The organism is Paraglaciecola algarum (assembly GCF_021532655.1).
In the GTDB taxonomy this organism is placed as follows: domain Bacteria; phylum Pseudomonadota; class Gammaproteobacteria; order Enterobacterales; family Alteromonadaceae; genus Paraglaciecola; species Paraglaciecola algarum.
Genome location: NZ_JAKGAS010000005.1, coordinates 49548 through 67688, shown reverse-complemented (window position 1 = coordinate 67688; position 18141 = coordinate 49548). Strand labels below are relative to the sequence as shown.

The following is an 18141-nucleotide window of genomic DNA, read 5'->3' as shown; positions in this document are numbered from 1 at the left end:
AAGTTGTGACTCAAAATACTGACAATATGTTGTTTATCGTTTTGGTGAGCTGTGTGGCTACCATAGGTGGGTTTCTATTTGGTTTTGATAGTGGCGTAATTAACGGTACAGTTGATGGTTTAAGTGCTGCATTTAATTCAGATAGCATAGGTACAGGATTTAACGTGGCCAGCATGTTACTTGGTTGTGCGGTAGGTGCCTTTACCGCTGGTAGGTTGGCCGATAAATATGGTCGTAAATCTTTACTTATTGTTGCGGCGATTTTGTTTATTGTCAGTGCTTGGGGCTCTGGTATCGCCACCTCTTCTATTGAGTTTATCGTGTATCGAATTCTAGGTGGTTTAGCGGTTGGGGCTGCGTCGGTTATGACCCCTGCTTACATTAGCGAGATTGCCCCTGCACGGTTACGTGGGCGTTTATCTTCTATCCAACAAGTGGCTATTATCACAGGTTTGTTTTGTGCCTTTGTGAGTAATTACCTTTTGGCTGACATTGCTGGCGAATCAACGGCTAAGTTTTGGATGGACTTTGAAGCGTGGCGCTGGATGTTTTGGATTGAGTTAGTGCCAGCCGTGTTATTTTTTGTGTTATTGATGTTTATCCCTGAAAGCCCAAGATATTTAGTGTTGAATAAAAAAGATCAACAAGCAGGGCTAGTGTTAAACAAATTATATGGTGCCAGTGGAGAACAAAAGTTAGTTGAAATACAACAATCGTTAGCGGGTGATAGACACGAGCCTAAACTATCTGATTTAGTCGACAAAGCCACAGGTAAAGTGCGTAGCATTATGTGGATTGGTATTGGTTTAGCTACCTTGCAACAGTTAGTGGGTATAAATGTGGTGTTCTATTACGGCGCTGTGTTGTGGCAAGCCGTAGGATTTTCCGAAGCTGATGCCTTATTGATTAACGTCATAAGTGGTGCGGTGAGTATTGCAGCATGCGTGATTACTATGTATTTAATCGACAAAGTAGGCCGTAAACCTTTCTTGATGATAGGTTCTATTGGTATGGCAGTGACCTTGAGTACTATGGTGTTTGCATTTTTAAACTCGGCAGTTGGCGCCTCGGGTGACCTAGAAATGGGGGAATTTGGTATAGTTGCCTTGATCGCAGCCAACGCTTATGTGTTTTTCTTTAATCTGTCTTGGGGCCCTATCATGTGGGTAATGTTAGGTGAAATGTTCCCGAATCAAATTCGTGGTTCAGGCTTAGCGGTAGCAGGTGTTGCTCAGTGGGTGACTAACTTTATTATCACTATGACATTCCCAATCTTACTTACTGGTATAGGCCTTGCTGGAGCTTATGGCTTGTATTCAGTATGTGCCATTATTTCAATCTTCTTTGTTGCTAAGTTTGTATACGAAACCAAAGGTAAAGAATTAGAAGAAATGCAGGGTTAATGAATCACATGAACAAGTATTTTAAGTTATGGATTATTGTGGCTTGTTTGGCATTGGTTCCATGGGCCAATGCTAGTGTAAAACTACCTTCATTATTTAGTGACCATATGGTGTTACAACGAGACAAGCCCGTATTGTTTTGGGGTACAGCTGATGCCAATCAATCCGTCACAGTTTCTATCAAAGGGCAATCCGTTACGACTGTTGCTGATTCAAAAGGTGACTGGAAAGTACATTTTCCTGCAACTAGTAAGAGTGGGCCTCTAAAGGTAACCATTGCTGCTGACCAAACTATTGAATTGAACGATGTGTACTTTGGTGATGTATGGATTGCTGGTGGCCAGTCGAACATGGAATGGAAATTAGCATGGCAAGTAGATAACTTTGAGCAAGAGTTGTTAGATGCTAACTATCCAGCCATTCGTTTTTTTGATGTGCCGAATACAGTTTCACATCAAAAAGAAAAATCCTTACCTGCCAGTGAATGGAAGTTAGCTAATGCTGAAAATGCGGCCGAATTTTCGGCTGTAGCTTGGTTTTTTGCTAAAAAGTTACACTTAGAAGAAAATGTAGCCGTAGGTATTCTTGAATCCAATTGGGGGGGGACTCCAGCTGAAGCATGGATGGATGCTGATGCAGCTAAATTAGTGCCAGGTTATGCACAAAGAGTCAACGAGATAGCAAAAACCAAAAACTGGCCTACTGTGTTTGCTGAAAATGAAAAACGAGCAGAGCTTAAATATAGTCTTATTGGTAATGAACAATTTGCATTAGACACAGGCGCTTATAAAACCTCTATTGACTTATCTGATTGGAAACCAGTGACGGTTCCTACTACTGAACCTATTACTGACTTTGTTTGGTTACGTAAAACTTTCAACTTGTCTCAGCAGCCAAGTGCCGATCTGACTCTCCATTTGGGGCACATGGAACAAGAGGGTTTAATTTTTATTAATGAAAAGCTTGTATCTAAAAAAACGGGGCAAGATTCAAATACTAGTTTCAGTATAGATAAATCAGCTTTTAAACAAGGTGAAAACCTGATCACATTGCGCCTAGTTAACAGTTGGAATAATAAAGTTAAGTTGGGTCGTAGTGGCGAACTTATGGTAGAAACCTCTACACAAAAAGTGAATCTAGAAGGGCAGTGGTTTTACAACAATACCCTTGAGCAAACTATGCCTAAAGTGAATCGATATAGTAATACAGCGAGCTTTTTGTATAACGCTATGTTGCACCCCTTGCTGCCATACGTCAGTAAAGGAGTGATCTGGTATCAAGGCGAAAGTAATGCTAATGAACACGCTTTGTACCATGATTTATTTAGTGCCATGATCACCAACTGGCGCACGCGTGCTAATAACCCAAACCTAGCATTTTTGTTTGTACAACTTGCCGCTTTTCAACAACCGAGTGACTTGCAACCTAAGAGTGGTTGGGCCTATTTGAGAGATGCACAAAGAGAAACACTGGCCTTGGATAACACGGGAATGGCAGTGGCAATTGATGTAGGTAACCCGAACGATATTCATCCTCGGAATAAACAAGATGTAGGTCATCGTCTTTGGTTACAAGCTGCCAAAAAGGTATACGGCAAAGATGTGGTTGCTAGTGGTCCTGATTACATTCGTCATAATATTCAAGGTAATGAGCTGGTACTGACTTTTGATGTGACGCAGAGCTTAACGACTTCTGATGGTAAAATGCCCACCGGATTTATCATTGCAGGTGAAGATCGAAAATTTTATCAGGCAGACGCTAAAATTAGAGGTAATAAAGTTGTTGTGTCTAGCCCTAAAATCGCCAGACCCAAGGCGGTACGTTATGCTTGGGCAGATTACCCTAATGTGAATTTAGTTAACGAGCAGCAATTACCAGCTGTACCTTTTAGAACCGATGATTGGACAGTTGATACCTTAAAATAAAAGCCCATTTGGGCTTTTATTGCAATATTACACTAGGACTTAAAGCCACTAATAGTAACAACGATATTGAGATTTTTTACCATCAGGATCCATTAATTCTAGTTCTTTACTCGTGATCACAGATGAAGCTTTTGTAATAAGAAGGCACTGTGAAAGTTCGCTTCTATCTTCATTTGCCACTATTGGAACAAGTTGCTCTATGCTTTCAAGGTATTTGTTTTCTCCATACTTTTCATGGGCGACTTGTAAAAAATAGAATAGGCGTCCTACACGCATTTTTTTATGTTTTACATCTTTCCAATACCCCTGTTGAGTGATTGCGGGTAATAGGAAGTCGATGGCTTGTTTTAACGATTTACCACCTTTAGTTTGGTAATGCCACATATCTAAGCCAAGATGGTCGCCCACTCTCGCTACATAAAAATAAGCCTCTAAATTAAACAGTGAATAATGTAGTGGACGTGTTCTAGACAATTCTTCGGGTTGGGCACCGGTTTTATCAATTTGTTTTTCTAGACGCTGTTGAAATACTCGTTCGATATACTTTTTAGCGAGTGAAAACTTGCCAATATAGAGCGCAAAATTTGCCACTTGCGCTTCACAGTATGTCCCGTGGTTGTTGTGCGCATTACATTCTTCAATACCTAACTTATTGGTTAATAACCAATCTAAGTACTGACTGATCCAGTGCTTGAACTGAAGTTGCAGTTCAGGTGGGAAGTGACCTGACTCTGAAATAAGTGACACATCGTCAATCAGGCGCATAAACCAACGAGTTTCAATAATGCCATATTTACGACCATCTTCCGCGCCGGGAATCGCTTGTCCATAATCCAAAGAAGGATTCATTCCTGTTGCAGGATCTAAAAACCAAGTGTTGATTAATTTGGCGGCATGAGCTGCGTAACTTTTATTTTTGGTATAGTGATAGGCTAATGCTAAGTCACTAACTTGAAACAACATTTCATTCATTGCTGTTTTATCTGAGCCGTTGGTTTTGCTGCTGGGGTTAACTTGGCCGTCTTTTTTTATCCAAGGCATACCATTGGGGGTGTCAGGGTTAGGCCACCAGTAGGGACCAACACTCATGTAATCTTTTTTGTTACCACTTGGCGGAGTTAGGGTTTTATCTAATACTGAAACGGGTGCTTGGGTTAAGGCTTTATCTGCCTTGCTGACTAAACTTTTTACCACTCTATTGAGTAATACATCACCCTTTTGGTAGTTATCGTAACTTGCATCCAGCCACTCTTGATTGACTGTAATAGTTTTGTTTGGCTCTATACTTTGCGCCCGAAATGAGCTGCCTGTGGATTGACAACTTGCCATGACTAAAGAGCAAGTTACTAAAGTATAAAATGTAAGGTTATGCTTGATTGACATCTTATTGCCTAAACGTGATCTAAATATGTTGTTATAGATATTTTGCATAGGAGAGTCAACTTATTATCTGATGTATGACAAGTGTTCGTGTTGGCAGAGGCCTAAAAAGTAAAACTCCCGCCTATGGAAGAAGCAAAGGCTAGAGTTACTTATAACATCAAAAAATAGGTGATAAATGCACCTAAGACAACCCCTATAGATAAAGCTACTAACATAAGTAAAAAATAAGATTTTACAGTTACAGTCTCTAATTGCTGTGGCTTTACTTTAGGTACAGTACAGATGTCTTGTTTGTTGATTTCAAAAACTGCACACAAACTCATGACACTTTCGGTTGATGCGTTGCCAAACTTTTCTATACGTTGCACCGTACGTAAACTGATATCACAGGCATCAGCTAAATGTTGTTGAGTCCAATTTCGGTCAATGCGAAGTTGTTTGATTATTTGGTTGTTAATTTCCATTCAGATAAACCGCTGCAACATTAACCTGCGAAAATGCGAGCTAAATAACCTACCAAAAAGCCGACTCCACCACCTATTACAACAAAAGTTAGAAATGATTTGAGAAAGGTTTTAGCTCCTTTAGCACTGCTTTCTACGTAGGCTTTGGTTTGCTCCGCATATGATTTTCCATCAATATAGAGCTTACAAATCAATTCGCCTCTTAAAATACTCGTCGTCTCGAAAATAACTTTATATTCTTTACCTTGATGTTGAAAAACGTGAGTACCGTTAGTGCTGAAAAGATTTCTTTTTTCTGACACTGGATTGTCATTTATATAAACAATTTCCAAACCTGAATAAGCAGAGCCGTGGGCTGCTATATCTAACCCATCTACTTCAAAATAAAACCAATAGCCATTTCTTATTGAGACTGATTTCATATTTTTATCCAAGTTAGTCATGTGTGATTGTGAAGTGGTAGTCATTGTATTGCCTCTATTTTTAATGAGTGGCAAGTAAAACATCGATGTTAAGTTTTCACTACGTCATTGCTATGACAGTCACATAGTTTGGCATATGACAGACTGGCTGTCATATTAATTATTGGAAGTAACATATTGATAAATATTGATTAATTTATAACGGAGATACATATCCTTAAATAAGTGTTGTTGACTGGAGTAGGGTATTGGTTGTTGAATTTTGGCTGACAAAACATAACACTTACGATATTATTTTTATCCTTTATAAAGTTATTTATAATAATATTGTTATTTAAATATGAATGGTAATGTATTTTCGGAAAGTAAGGAAAACTTAATGGACGTTACAGAGTTTCATATTGTTGAAGAGGTAAGCGAGCTTGTCATCAAAGAAACTGTATCTCAGAAACGAAAGTTAAATTCAGTATATTGGCTACAAGGGGAGTTTTATTTAAAAGGCCAAAAACGTATTGCAACCGTTACTGATGTAAAATATCTCAGCGATACCTTACTAGTTGTGGCGCATAGAGCCGCTGCGAAATTGTATTTAGTAAAACAGGTTCAAAATAAGTTTATTATTATTGATTCACTTATTTTAGATACCACAAAATATAAATGGAATCTAAAAGATATTTGGCGCGGTAAACGTTTTTTTCATCCTGACTTAATCACTCTGGTTGATAACCGTGTTTATATGTCTGAATATAGTAATCGATCTTGTATGGTTGAAGTAATCGATAATAAATTGGTATACAGAGAAACATTAAATATTGGTGACTGTTTTTATCACGGATGTTTTTCTGAAAACAAGATCCTATATTTAGGCTCAGTATATAGTAATGGTCTGACTGTTTATAATACTGAAACAGGGGCTGTGTCTGTTATGCCTATTGAGCTAGAAAAGTTTCATAGAATTAAAACCATAGGAAAAGAGGCTCAGTATTTTGTTTTAGGAACTGATAAACAAATTGGCTCAACAACAGAACCTGAAGCCACTCTTGAAACACGGATAAACTTATATTGTTTTGAAGCTGGTAAATTAAATTTAGTCGATTGGCTAGAACTTCCATCTACACAGGTAGATGGACATAAATTTTATGATGGGTATCATTATTATTCGCTACACAATGGTAATAAACAAAAAGGTTACATTGGTATATTTAAAATTAATGACAAAAAATTAAAACTGGTTAAAAAAATTTCATGTCAAGACTTTCCTCATGGAGTTGATATTAAAAATAATAAGTTAATTTATTCTTGTTACTCTCAAAGTTCAATTATATCCATAGATGTCTCACAGTTTGATCTTCCATGAAGATAATGACTTCTTTATCACTAAGATGCCAAGTGTTGCAGGATTAATCTCGATATGGCTTCAAAGTAATAATTGAACCGTCTGCTCGATATTGAATTTCTGCCATTTTGACCGAACGTAAATGAGTAACTCCGCCTGACAAAGATGAATCGTGATAGAACAAGTACCATTTACCTTCAAACTCTGCGATAGAGTGGTGGGTTGTCCAACCTAAAACTGGCTCTAGTATTTTACCACCATAAGTAAATGGGCCATATGGGCTATCACCTGTGGCGTAACATAAGAAATGGGTATTACCGGTTGAATAAGAGAAGTAATATTTACCATTGTACTTGTGCATCCAGGCCGCTTCAAAGAAACGTCTATCATGATCTCCGGCAAGTAAAGGCTGACCATTTTCATCTAATATTGTCAGTTCTGTAGGGGCTTCAGCAAACTCCAACATGTCGTCTGCCATTTTAGCGACTATTGGCCCTAGAGCGGGTTCATCGTCGGCAGGCTCAGTTAAGTTTGCATCATATTTATGCTCACGATAGTTTTGTAATTGGCCTCCCCAAATTCCGCCAAAGTACATGTAGTAATCACCGTCATCGTCTTCGAAAACGGCTGGATCAATACTGTAGCTATTTTTAATGGCTTCGGGCTCTGCTGTAAATGGGCCTACTGGTGAATCGCTAACCGCCACGCCAATTTGAAAAATTCCATCGGCTTTTTTAGCTGGAAAATACAAATAATACTTATCGCCTTTTTTAGCTGCATCTGGGGCCCACATTTGGCGCTGGGCCCATGGTACGTCTTTAACATGTAACGCTTGACCATTATCTACCGCTGGGCTGTCTAACGAGTCCATGGAAAGCACATGATAATCTTGCATATCAAAGTGATCACCATTGTCATTAAAAGGAATACCCCCTTCAATATCGTGAGACGGGTAGATATAAATTTTGCCGTCAAACACATGGGCTGAAGGATCCGCGGTATAAATGTTTTCAACTAATGGTTGGGATATAGCCTTGGATTTTAAGGCTTGTAGTTCTTCTGTGGGCAATAATTCTTCTGACATACTTAGTACTCGTTGTGTTAATAAGCACAACCAATAATCTGGTTGTGCTCAGCTCTAATGACTAATTTATAAACTAGGGTTAACTAGCCTGACGTCTGGCGGTTAGGTCTTGTTCAATCTTTTGTTCCATGGCCTTGTTAATACTGTAAGCAAATAAACAAGCTACAGCTAAGTAGAATGGAATTGAGGCGAATATACTGACCGATAACTTAATACCGTTAATGGTATCCGGCATTTGGGTGACTAAATCGGCACTGTAATCATAATAATCAAGAATACTCGATAAGATAGATGAACCTAAGGTCAAGCCAACTTTAAGGCCAACTATCATAGCTGAGAATATAATGGCTGTGGCTCTGCGCTCGGTTTTCCACTCTGAATAATCAGCTACATCAGCGATCATCGCCCATAACAATGGTGTAGAAATTCCGTAGAAAAAACCATGTAATACTTGTGATGTAAATACTATGCCAATAGCATCAGGAGGATAGAAATAAAAGACTGAAATAAACACAGTCGACATAAATAATGACCCACCAAATACTTCACGTTTACCGTATTTGTCAGCTAGGGATTTAGAAAATCCAATGCCAATAATCATAAATATAATGCCACCAGCATTAAATAAGGCGAAGCCTGATGTGGCAGGATCTTCAGGCCATCTAAATTCAGTTAAGCCAATGCCGGTTAATAGATTATTTAAACCATTGATAAAGCTGTTAAAGCCAATGTTTTCTAGGAAAAGAGCAATTTGTGATGCATCAAGATAGTTTTCAAAATAGAAGATATACATACCACCTTTGAGCGCTAAGGTAACAAAAACAAGAATGGTTACAATCAGCATGATTATCCAAGGTTTGTTACCAAATAGGTCTTTTAGGTCTTCTGCAATCGTTGATTTTTGTTCGGGTTTTGGCACCACTCTCTCTTTTGTAGTCCAAAAGGTAATCAAAAACATAATGACACCAGCAATAGATAAAAAGGTCATCACCTTCTCAAAACCTAAGGCTTTATCGCCGTCTCCAGCTATTAATACTAAAGGAAGTAATAATACTTGAATGATGAATTGAGCGACCATTACCGCAACAAATCGGTAGGCTGACATGCTATTACGTTCTTGCATATTGCCGGTGATTACACCGCTTAATGCTGAATAGGGTAGGTTGTTAGCAGAATAGACTAACAACAGCAGTAAATAGGTGACAAAGGCATAGTAAATTTTACCGTCTGGGCCAAAGTTCGGTGTGCTAAACGCTAATAACGCCAATACCCCAAAAGGTACCGCTGTCCACAATATCCAAGGTCTGAACTTACCCCAACGGGTTTGGGTCCTATCGGCTATCATGCCCATAAGTGGATTAAAAAATGCTGCGATTAGACCACAAACAAAAATAACTTTAGTGGCAGACTCAACTGGAATTTTGTAGACGTCTGTGTAAAAAAACGCAATAAAGGTCACTAGGGTTTGAAACACTAAATTAGCTGCTAAGTCACCTAGGCTGTAGCCGATTTTTTCAGTAACAGAGAGTTTTTCAGTACTGCTGGTCATTTGTTAGTCACTTGTTAATTATTATCGTTTGATCATTGTAGGTAATTCGCAAAAAATTCATATTGCCAAATTCATTTTTCTAGTTATTTTTTGTTGGTCTGTGTTTTGAATAAGTTTATCCACTTTGTTGAATTGGCTCGAATCCACCTTAGATATATAACTAAGAGCAATTTGGTTTTTTGATCTAATACCATTAAAGGTTTCAGGCGTGACATAATGTATATCTGAATGACTTTTTAACTTTTGTTTACTCCATGAAAATATATTACGAAGATAGCATGCCTTATGGGCAGGAGTTTTTTGCAGACTTAGGTGAGTGTGAAGCGTTTTCTCATAAAACCATTACCCCAGCACTCATTGCTGATGCTGATGTTTTATTAACTCGCTCAACTACTAAAGTGACGCCAGCGTTATTATCGCAAGCTAACAAACTAAAATTTGTAGGCACGGCGACTGCGGGTACTGATCATGTAGATAAATATTATTTGCAAACCCAAGGTATACCTTTTGTTTCAGCGGGTGGTTGTAATGCCGTAGCAGTGGCTGAGTATGTATTAAGTACCTTGTTTGTGCTTGCCAATAAATATAATTGGCAAGTGCAGAACCAAACTGTAGGTATAGTTGGTGCAGGGCATGTGGGAACGGCTTTAGCTAAACACTTGTCAGCGTTAGGTATTGAATACAAATTATGTGATCCGCCTTTACAAGAAGCGGGTGACAGTCGAAATCTAGTCTCAATGGAAGAGATTATGCAGTGTGATGTGATTAGTTTACATGTGCCTTGGATAAAAGAAGGGCCACACCCAACTGAAAGTATGTTTGATGCTAACCGCTTAGCTCAACTGTCTGGGCAACAAGTGTTAATTAATGCCTGTAGAGGTGAAGTGTTAGATAACGACGCAGCGTTGGCATTATTACAAAAAGGCAAGGGGTTTAAATTAGTCCTAGATGTATGGGATAACGAGCCAAATATTAATTTGGACTTAATTCCATTTACCGAATTAGCCACAGCACATATTGCAGGTCATACGATTGAAGGTAAAGCTAGAGGCACTGAAATGTTGTACACAGCTTTATGCCAACAACTTGGCGTACAAGCCTCAAAAGTATTAAGTAATTATTTACCTATTGCAGAGCCTAGTTCTATTAATTTGCATAAGAGCCAAGATGATTGGTCTTCACTTAGTGACCTAGTGCTTGATGTTTACAATATTGCAAAAGACGACGCTCAGTTTAAAAAATTGGTAAATAGTGGCGAGCAGTTTAGATATATCCGAAAGCACTATCCTATAAGAAGAGAGTTTTCTGCAATAAAGGTTAATACTGGAAATTTTGTTCATTCAAAGGCAATCTACGACCTTGGTTTTTTGTGTTAAAATAAGTCGCACAAAAATGAACCACTATTATTATTTAATTTAAATTTTTAGGAGTAATGTAAACATGTCTCGGGCCTTTGATGTCGCAGTGTTGGGCGCTACTGGATTAGTAGGACAACATATGATCGAAATTCTTGAACAAAGAGGATTTCCGGTCAATAAACTTTATCCATTAGCGAGTGCGCGTTCTGCAGGTGGTAAGGTGACCTTCAAGGGAGAAGAAATTACAGTATTGAATGCTGACGAATTTGATTGGAGCCAAGTGCAAATTGGTTTCTTTTCTGCTGGCGGCAGTGTTTCTGAAAAATTTGCTCCTATAGCTGCTGATGCTGGCTGTGTGGTCATCGATAATACTTCACACTACCGTTATGAACCTGATATTCCTTTGGTTGTGCCAGAAGTCAATCCACAGGCATTAGCAGATTTTAGAAATCGTAATATCATTGCTAATCCAAATTGTTCAACTATACAAATGATGGTGGCCTTAAAGCCGATTCAAGATGCCGTTGGTATTGAACGTATTAATGTATGTACATACCAAGGCGTGTCTGGTGCGGGCAAAGAAGCAATGGATGAACTTGCTAAACAAACCGCTGATTTATTAAGTGGTAAAGAAGTAAAAGTTGAATCTTTCAGTCGCCAAATCGCATTTAACGTTATTCCTCAAATTGATGTGTTTACCGATAATGACTACACCAAAGAAGAAATGAAAATGGTGTGGGAAACCAAGAAAATTATGGGTGACGACAGTATTTTAGTTAACCCAACGGCTGTGCGTGTACCGGTTTTCTTTGGTCACGGTGAAGCTATACATATTGAAACTCGTGCGCCAATTGATGCTGAAGAAGTGAAAAATTTATTGGCTAACACTCCGGGGATTACCTTAAGAGCAGATCGCGAAGAATTTCCTACGCAAGTGGGTGATGCTAGCGGTAATGATGATGTGTATGTTGGCCGTGTTAGAAATGATATTTCGCACCCAAATGGTATTAATATGTGGGTTGTCGCAGATAATGTTCGTAAAGGCGCGGCATTAAATAGTGTACAAATTGCAGAAGTATTAATACGAGATTACATGTAAGCCTCGTAAACCACTCGAGCCACAATCCTTTGTGGCTCTAATGATTTTCTTCATACTGCCGATTAAATACACTATTACTATAGTTTTTCGCCGCAAGGTGAGGCTATTTTATGTGCCTTATCTAAGTAATAGATCAAACAGATTATCTAGTTTATAGTTGGTGGAAAGTGCCGGTTTCGGTAAACTTGGAATACGAATTGCTAAATTGTTATTAGATCAATTAAACCTGTCATTCAATTGACATAGTTTAGTAGCAATTAACTAATTAATTTATAACAATTAAAAGTCTTGTTTGGGTTAAATTTTGTTAATTAAGCAGCCAAGTGTATCTTGGTCAATTAATAATAACCAAGAGCAACAATTTTATTTTTGGGGCAAAAAGGAACGCTATGAATTTGCGAAAAATAACGGCACATCTAGTCATTTTTTTGACTTTAGTGACGACTGCCGTTTATGCCGCTGATTTTCAACAGGTCAAATTAATAGGGCCTAAAGGCTCTACTGAGCAATTCTCTGGTATTACTTACGGACCAATCGAGTCTTCAGATACTTTATGGCAAATATCCCAACGTTACAGACAAAATAAAACTCTCTCCATTTATCAGGTTATGCAAGCAATATACGAGCTTAACCCCGATGCCTTTGAACATAATAATTTAAATTTGTTGAAAGACGGTTCCATTTTAAAATTACCTTCTGAACGTTATATCGCCAGAATTGATAAAACCGCAGCGTTTGATAGAGCTGAGAAAGATGCTCAAAATTGGCAACCAGCTTCAGCCAGTAAAAACACGGCTGGAAAAAATATTAAAGGTTCTTTTGGTCGTGGAAAAGTAGCGGCCAGTAGAACTGATTTAGAAGAAACTAAAGACCAGATAGAACAAAGACTTGGTGACATCAACGAGGCACAAACTCGCCAGTTTATGGCGATTCGGAAACAATTTGCCGAATCCATTAGTAGTGTTCAATCCATACTAGATGAAAATAAAAAACTATTTGAGCGTCTAGATAAGGTCAATTCAGATCTCAATGAAATGCGCGATCAGGGTATAAAAAGTAGTGAAAAAGTCACTCAAATAGACAAAAGTGTTGAGGAGCTTTTAGCTCAAGCGCGTCTAGATAAAGCCAAGGAAGAGGCCGAAATAGTAGAACAAGAATCTAGTTGGCTTAACAATCCGATTAATCTAATTATATTATCTATGTTACCAGTGTTGATGATTTTAGGTGGTCTCGCATTTTGGTTAGTTAAACGTAAAAGTCCCCTCGCTGTTGAGCCTGAAGAAGACTTAGTCGCTGATATTCCATTAGATAAACATACAGTAGAAATGGATGATTTATCAGATGCATTAAGCGCCGAACTATCTAATGAACTAGAAGATGATGAATTAGATGACGATAATTTGTTTGGCGATGATGATCTATTAGATGACGTATTATCAGATGAATTAGGCGAAGGATTAGATGACGAGGCTATTGAAGATGAAACAATCAATGAAGAAGACGAAATCTTTGATGAATTAGGTGATGACTTACTGGTTGATGAATTTGAAGAAGGCGCCGAAGTTGTTGAACAAGATGATCTGGATAACCTATTTGGTGATGATGAAGATGATCTGCTAGCTGCAGTAGACGAAGATTCTGAGCTTGAAGAGCCTGAGGACTTATTGGCAGAAGTAGAAACTGTTGATGAAGACCCAACTGATATGTTGATTGAAGAAGCTATGTCAGAGTCCGCAGAAACGCCAAACACTGCTGATGAAAGTGCTGAGGATGACAGCGAGAGCCAATTAGAAAAAGCGGCAGAAGAAGTATCCGAAGAAGACGGTATTCAGCCGATAGTTGAAGACGAGCAACCAGAAATAAGTATTGATGATTTATTAGATGAAGCACAGGAAGAAAAGCCGCCTATTAGCCCCTTAGCTGATGAATCTGAAGAAATAAATGAAGATACCTTACAAAAACTCGATGAAGAAATTGCATCGCAAAATGAAGAGTTAGATAAGGTTACGGGTAATTTGATTGACGAGTTAGAACAAGTCGAACAAATGCGCGCTATGTTGCCTGATGACGATGAGGAAGAAGAAACCGCTCCTGAAAATGTGCAACATGGAATACAAGAGTTAGATTCTCTAGCTGATGAAGTTGATGAAGATTTATTAACTGAAGTGTTAGACGAAATAGCTGAACCTCAAGAACCAGAGCTTGAAGCCGAACCTGAGCTTGAGGCCGAGCCTGAGCTTGAGGCCGAGCCTGAGCTTGAGGCCGAGCCTGAGCTTGAAGCTGAACCTGAGATTGAAGCTGAACCTGAGCTTGAAGCCGAGTCTGAGATTGAAGCTGAGCCAGAGATTGAAGCTGAACCTGAGATAGAAGCCGAGCCTGAGCTTGAAGCCGAACCTGAGATTGAAGCTGAACCTGAGATTGAAGCTGAACCTGAGATTGAAGCTGAGCCAGAGATTGAAGCTGAGCCAGAGATTGAAGCTGAGCCAGAGATTGAAGCTGAGCCAGAGATTGAAGCTGAGCCTGAGATAGAAGCTGAACCTGAGATAGAAGCTGAACCTGAGCTTGAAGCCGAACCTGAGATTGAAGCTGAACCTGAGATTGAAGCTGAGCCAGAGATTGAAGCTGAACCAGAGATTGAAGCTGAGCCTGAGCCTGAGATTGAAGGCGAGCCTGAGATTGAAGCAGAACCAGAGATTGAAGCAGAACCAGAGATTGAAGCTGAGCCAGAGATTGAAGCTGAGCCAGAGATTGAAGCCGAGTCAGAGATAGAAGCTGAACCAGAGCTTGAAGCCGAGCCAGAGCTTGAAGCTGAACCAGAGATTGAAGCTGAGACAGAGATTGAAGCTGAACCAGAGATTGAAGCTGAGACAGAGATTGAAGCCGAGCCTGAGCTTGAAGCAGAACCAGAGCTTGAAGCTGAGCCAGAGCTTGAAGCTGAGCCAGAGATTGAAGCCGAGTCAGAGATAGAAGCTGAATCAGAGCTTGAAGCCGAGCCTGAGCTTGAAGCTGAATCAGAGCTAGAAATAGATAATGATTTAGAGTTTGAGTCTGATGTACTTAATGAGTTAGAAGAGCTGACAGATAGTGGTAGTTCTCTAGATGAAGATCAGTTAGAAAAAGCACTCGAAGATTTTGAAAGGGAAGAATTAGATGAGGTGTTAGAAGATCTAACCTCAAATGAATCAGCTTCAATAAGTTCGTTAGATGATCTTGAATTTGGCGCTGTCGGTGAAGATTTCTTTAATTCTAGTTCTGAACACTCCGATAAAAAGTCAGATACAAAGTCAACTAAACAAAACGAAGAGCCGGCAGTACCTTCAGATTTTGATGATTTGGCACTTGAACAAGCATTTGAAGAAAATATAGAAGATGAGTCATCTGAACAAACGTCAAATGATGAAAACCAAGTTTTAGCAGACTTACCCGGGTTAGGTGATTGGTTAGATGATGATAAATCAAATAATGACGATTCAAACGCCCTAGAGGAATTAGAAGGCGCTAGTTTTGATGAGTTATTAGAAAGTATTGATACTGATAATGAGATTGATGAAAACGATCTTGATTCAGATATCGATATTGGGGCTTTATTAGATGAGTCGCCTCAAGCAGAAAATGAGCAACAAGATTTAACCCAAGATGATTCCGCGGATGAAGACTTTTTGGATGTAGCAGCGTTATTAGATGAAAGTAACTCCTCAGAGCCAGACGAAGAAAAAGCCTTAGATTTAGATATGTCTTTGGAGCCTTTTGTTGCCGATGAAGACGATTTACAAATGATTGATGTCGATGCTGATGACGGGATTGGCGCTAAATTAGATTTAGCTCATGCTTATATTGAAATTGGCGAAGAGGAATCAGCTAAAGAGTTATTGGCTGAGATTATTCAAAAAGGTAGCCAAGAACAAATTGATGCAGCTAACGCAGTATTAGAAAAATTAAGTTAAGCATTATTGCGTTAACAAGTTTTGAGTTTAAAAAAAATAAATGCACAAATATTAAAAAATTAATTTTTAGTGAATGATTTTTGAATGAATAGGTGTCTATTTACAACAAAGGCTGTTTATTAACAGCCTTTGTTGTATCTAGCCAGGATTTGGCATAAACGTTAACTGTTAATTTGGAAAGCTATGATTAGGTTGTATGTGCTGTGTTTATTGTTGTCTGTTTCAAGTCTTTCTCAAGCTATAAATATTAAAGTGCTCGACCCTGATGGAAAAGCTGTGCCTAATGTTGTGGTGTATTTAGAAGTGTTAGATAGTAAAGTGAATGAGCCGCAGTCAGACACAATCACTAGAGCCAAGGTCGGTGAAGCACTGATGGATCAAGTGGCCGTAATGGATCAAATAGATACACAATTTAAGCCGCATATTTTGGCTATCCAAAAGAATACCTTGGTTAAGTTTCCTAACTCTGATTCAGTTAAACATCATGTATATTCATTTTCAAAAGCCAAAACCTTTGAGTTACAGTTATACAAAAACTTACAAGCCGACCCTTTATTATTTTCTAAATCTGGATTAGTGGTATTAGGCTGCAACATACATGATGGCATGTTAGGTTATATTTATGTGCTTGATACACAGTATTTTGCTAAAACTAATAAGTTGGGCGATGCAAAAATTGAACTACCTTTGGGTAAGTATCAATTAAAAGTCTGGAGCCCTTTGGTGAGGGACGATGTGAGCACTCTCACACAAGTTATTGAGGTGACAAAAAAACAACAACTACATAATATAAATTTGCAAAAAGCTCTATTACCTAATTTATATGAATATGAAGCTGTTGATGAATTTTCAGATTATGAGTAAATTTAATATCATACTTAAGTTTATGATTGGCAGTTAAACAAGTGAAAATAATTTGGGGTTTATTATTTTATCATCTAGCTAGTTGGCAAATATTAGCTGTTGAAGTAAAAGGGCTAGCTCAAGTTAATTATGTATTAGCCGACCGGCAGACTTCTTGGTTGGATAATGGCACAGGTATATTAGCTTATTCAAAAAATGGCCTAAATGTACAACAAGCATTAGTTGAACTATCCGACTCTTTCGCCAGCGGACTTAGTTATTCCTTAGTGGCAAATTACTATCAAACTGGCGAGCAAAACCTCGGCATTTCGCAAGCACAAATAGCATATAAACCTTTATCTAATAGTAGAGTTCGCTGGCGAACGAGGGCTGGATTTTTTTATCCAAAAATGTCTCTAGAAAATCTCGATACGGGCTGGTTATCACCTTTTACATATACCCAATCAGCGATAAATAGTTGGTTAGGTGAAGAACTGCGTGCGCCTGCACTAGAGTTTACCGTTTATAGTCCCGGAAGAGCCAGAAACAGTGCTTATTCTTGGCAGTTAACAGCGGCTGCATTTAAAGCTAATGATCCGTTAGGTACATTACTGAGCTGGAGAGGTTTTGCATTGCACGACAGACAAAGTTTACACAACGACAAGGTTCCCTTTGCAGCTTACCCAAGCGTGGTGCAACAAGATAGAATATTCCATCCCAGTTATGTTGAGCCCTTCCACGAATTAGATGGCCGTTTAGGGTTTTACCTAGGCGCTCATCTCGATTATTTTAGTCAAACAAACTTGCGATATTATTATTATGATAATCAAGCAGACCCTCTAGCGGTAAATTACCAAAGACTTTATGGCTGGCGCACTAAATTTCACTCAATTGCATTTCAACACAAGTTTAGTCAATCCACCCGAATCATTAGCCAATGGTTATCTGGCTCTACAACTATGGGCGAAAGGGTAGTCGATGTTGATTTTAATGCTTGGTACTTGTTGTTTAGTCATAAAGTTGTGCAACATAGATTAAGTATACGTTTTGATCAATTTAAAGTGAAAGAGCAGGATTTAGTGGTTTGGGATGCCAATAACAGTGACGGTTATGCCTATACGTTTGCTTGGCGTTATAACATGGATAAACATTGGCAATTAGGCTTGGAGCATCACATCAATCATAATAATGCAGAGAATCGCGCTGCTTTGTCTTTGCCGCAGGAAATGAGTCAGCAACAAAGCATGGCTGTTATACAATATCGTTGGTAGAAATGTTCTATTAAGCATAAAAAAGCCGCAGACAATTCTTTTGTATGCGGCTTTTGCGAA

Annotated in this window: 13 protein-coding genes; 8 read left to right on the top strand and 5 right to left on the bottom strand. The window is 38.7% G+C overall.

The genetic code is table 11. The annotated features are described in order from the left end of the window. Positions 1-5 precede the first annotated feature (5 nt). Both L0668_RS10550 and L0668_RS10545 read left to right on the top strand, forming a co-directional pair. Positions 6-1403, top strand: coding sequence for a sugar porter family MFS transporter (locus L0668_RS10550; RefSeq protein ID WP_235312419.1), 1398 nt, complete (start codon positions 6-8; stop codon positions 1401-1403). An 8-nt stretch (positions 1404-1411) separates the two neighbouring features. Next, the gene (locus tag L0668_RS10545; protein WP_235312417.1) at positions 1412-3328 is read left to right on the top strand and encodes a sialate O-acetylesterase; all 1917 of its coding nucleotides are present in this window, start codon (positions 1412-1414) and stop codon (positions 3326-3328) included. A 48-nt stretch (positions 3329-3376) separates the two neighbouring features. Here the strand turns inward: L0668_RS10545 and L0668_RS10540 are convergent, their stop codons facing one another. From L0668_RS10540 to L0668_RS10530, 3 genes are all read right to left on the bottom strand, one after another. Then, entirely contained in the window at positions 3377-4711 is a 1335-nt protein-coding gene (locus L0668_RS10540) for an alginate lyase family protein (protein ID WP_235312415.1), read from the bottom strand. Between the two features lie 149 nt (positions 4712-4860). Continuing rightward, positions 4861-5175, bottom strand: a complete 315-nt coding sequence (locus L0668_RS10535; RefSeq protein ID WP_235312413.1) for a helix-turn-helix transcriptional regulator — start codon at positions 5173-5175, stop codon at positions 4861-4863. A gap of 20 nt (positions 5176-5195) precedes the next feature. Further along, a complete protein-coding gene (locus L0668_RS10530) occupies positions 5196-5597 on the bottom strand; it encodes a hypothetical protein (RefSeq protein ID WP_235312412.1) in 402 nt (133 codons plus the stop codon). A 379-nt stretch (positions 5598-5976) separates the two neighbouring features. Here L0668_RS10530 and L0668_RS10525 point away from each other — a divergent pair, with 379 nt between their 5' ends. Beyond that, positions 5977-6954, top strand: coding sequence for a hypothetical protein (locus L0668_RS10525; protein WP_235312411.1), 978 nt, complete (start codon positions 5977-5979; stop codon positions 6952-6954). Positions 6955-6997: 43 nt separating this feature from the next. Here L0668_RS10525 and L0668_RS10520 read toward each other — a convergent pair whose 3' ends face one another. Further along, positions 6998-8017, bottom strand: a complete 1020-nt coding sequence (locus L0668_RS10520; RefSeq protein WP_235312410.1) for a glycoside hydrolase family 43 protein — start codon at positions 8015-8017, stop codon at positions 6998-7000. Between the two features lie 79 nt (positions 8018-8096). Then, a complete protein-coding gene (locus tag L0668_RS10515) occupies positions 8097-9566 on the bottom strand; it encodes an MFS transporter (protein ID WP_235312409.1) in 1470 nt (489 codons plus the stop codon). Between the two features lie 254 nt (positions 9567-9820). On the opposite strand from L0668_RS10515, the gene L0668_RS10510 reads away from it, so the two are divergent. From L0668_RS10510 to L0668_RS10490, 5 genes are all read left to right on the top strand, one after another. Continuing rightward, positions 9821-10942: a 4-phosphoerythronate dehydrogenase gene (locus L0668_RS10510; RefSeq protein WP_235312408.1), complete on the top strand. Its 1122-nt coding sequence runs from the start codon at positions 9821-9823 to the stop codon at positions 10940-10942. A gap of 64 nt (positions 10943-11006) precedes the next feature. Further along, on the top strand, positions 11007-12023 hold the full coding sequence (locus tag L0668_RS10505) for an aspartate-semialdehyde dehydrogenase (protein WP_235312406.1): 1017 nt from the start codon (positions 11007-11009) through the stop codon (positions 12021-12023). Between the two features lie 389 nt (positions 12024-12412). Further along, entirely contained in the window at positions 12413-15967 is a 3555-nt protein-coding gene (locus L0668_RS10500; protein ID WP_235312404.1) for a FimV/HubP family polar landmark protein, read from the top strand. Between the two features lie 183 nt (positions 15968-16150). After that, entirely contained in the window at positions 16151-16831 is a 681-nt protein-coding gene (locus L0668_RS10495; RefSeq protein ID WP_235312402.1) for a methylamine utilization protein, read from the top strand. Between the two features lie 41 nt (positions 16832-16872). Next, the gene (locus L0668_RS10490) at positions 16873-18081 is read left to right on the top strand and encodes a hypothetical protein (RefSeq protein WP_235312401.1); all 1209 of its coding nucleotides are present in this window, start codon (positions 16873-16875) and stop codon (positions 18079-18081) included. Positions 18082-18141: the final 60 nt, after the last annotated feature.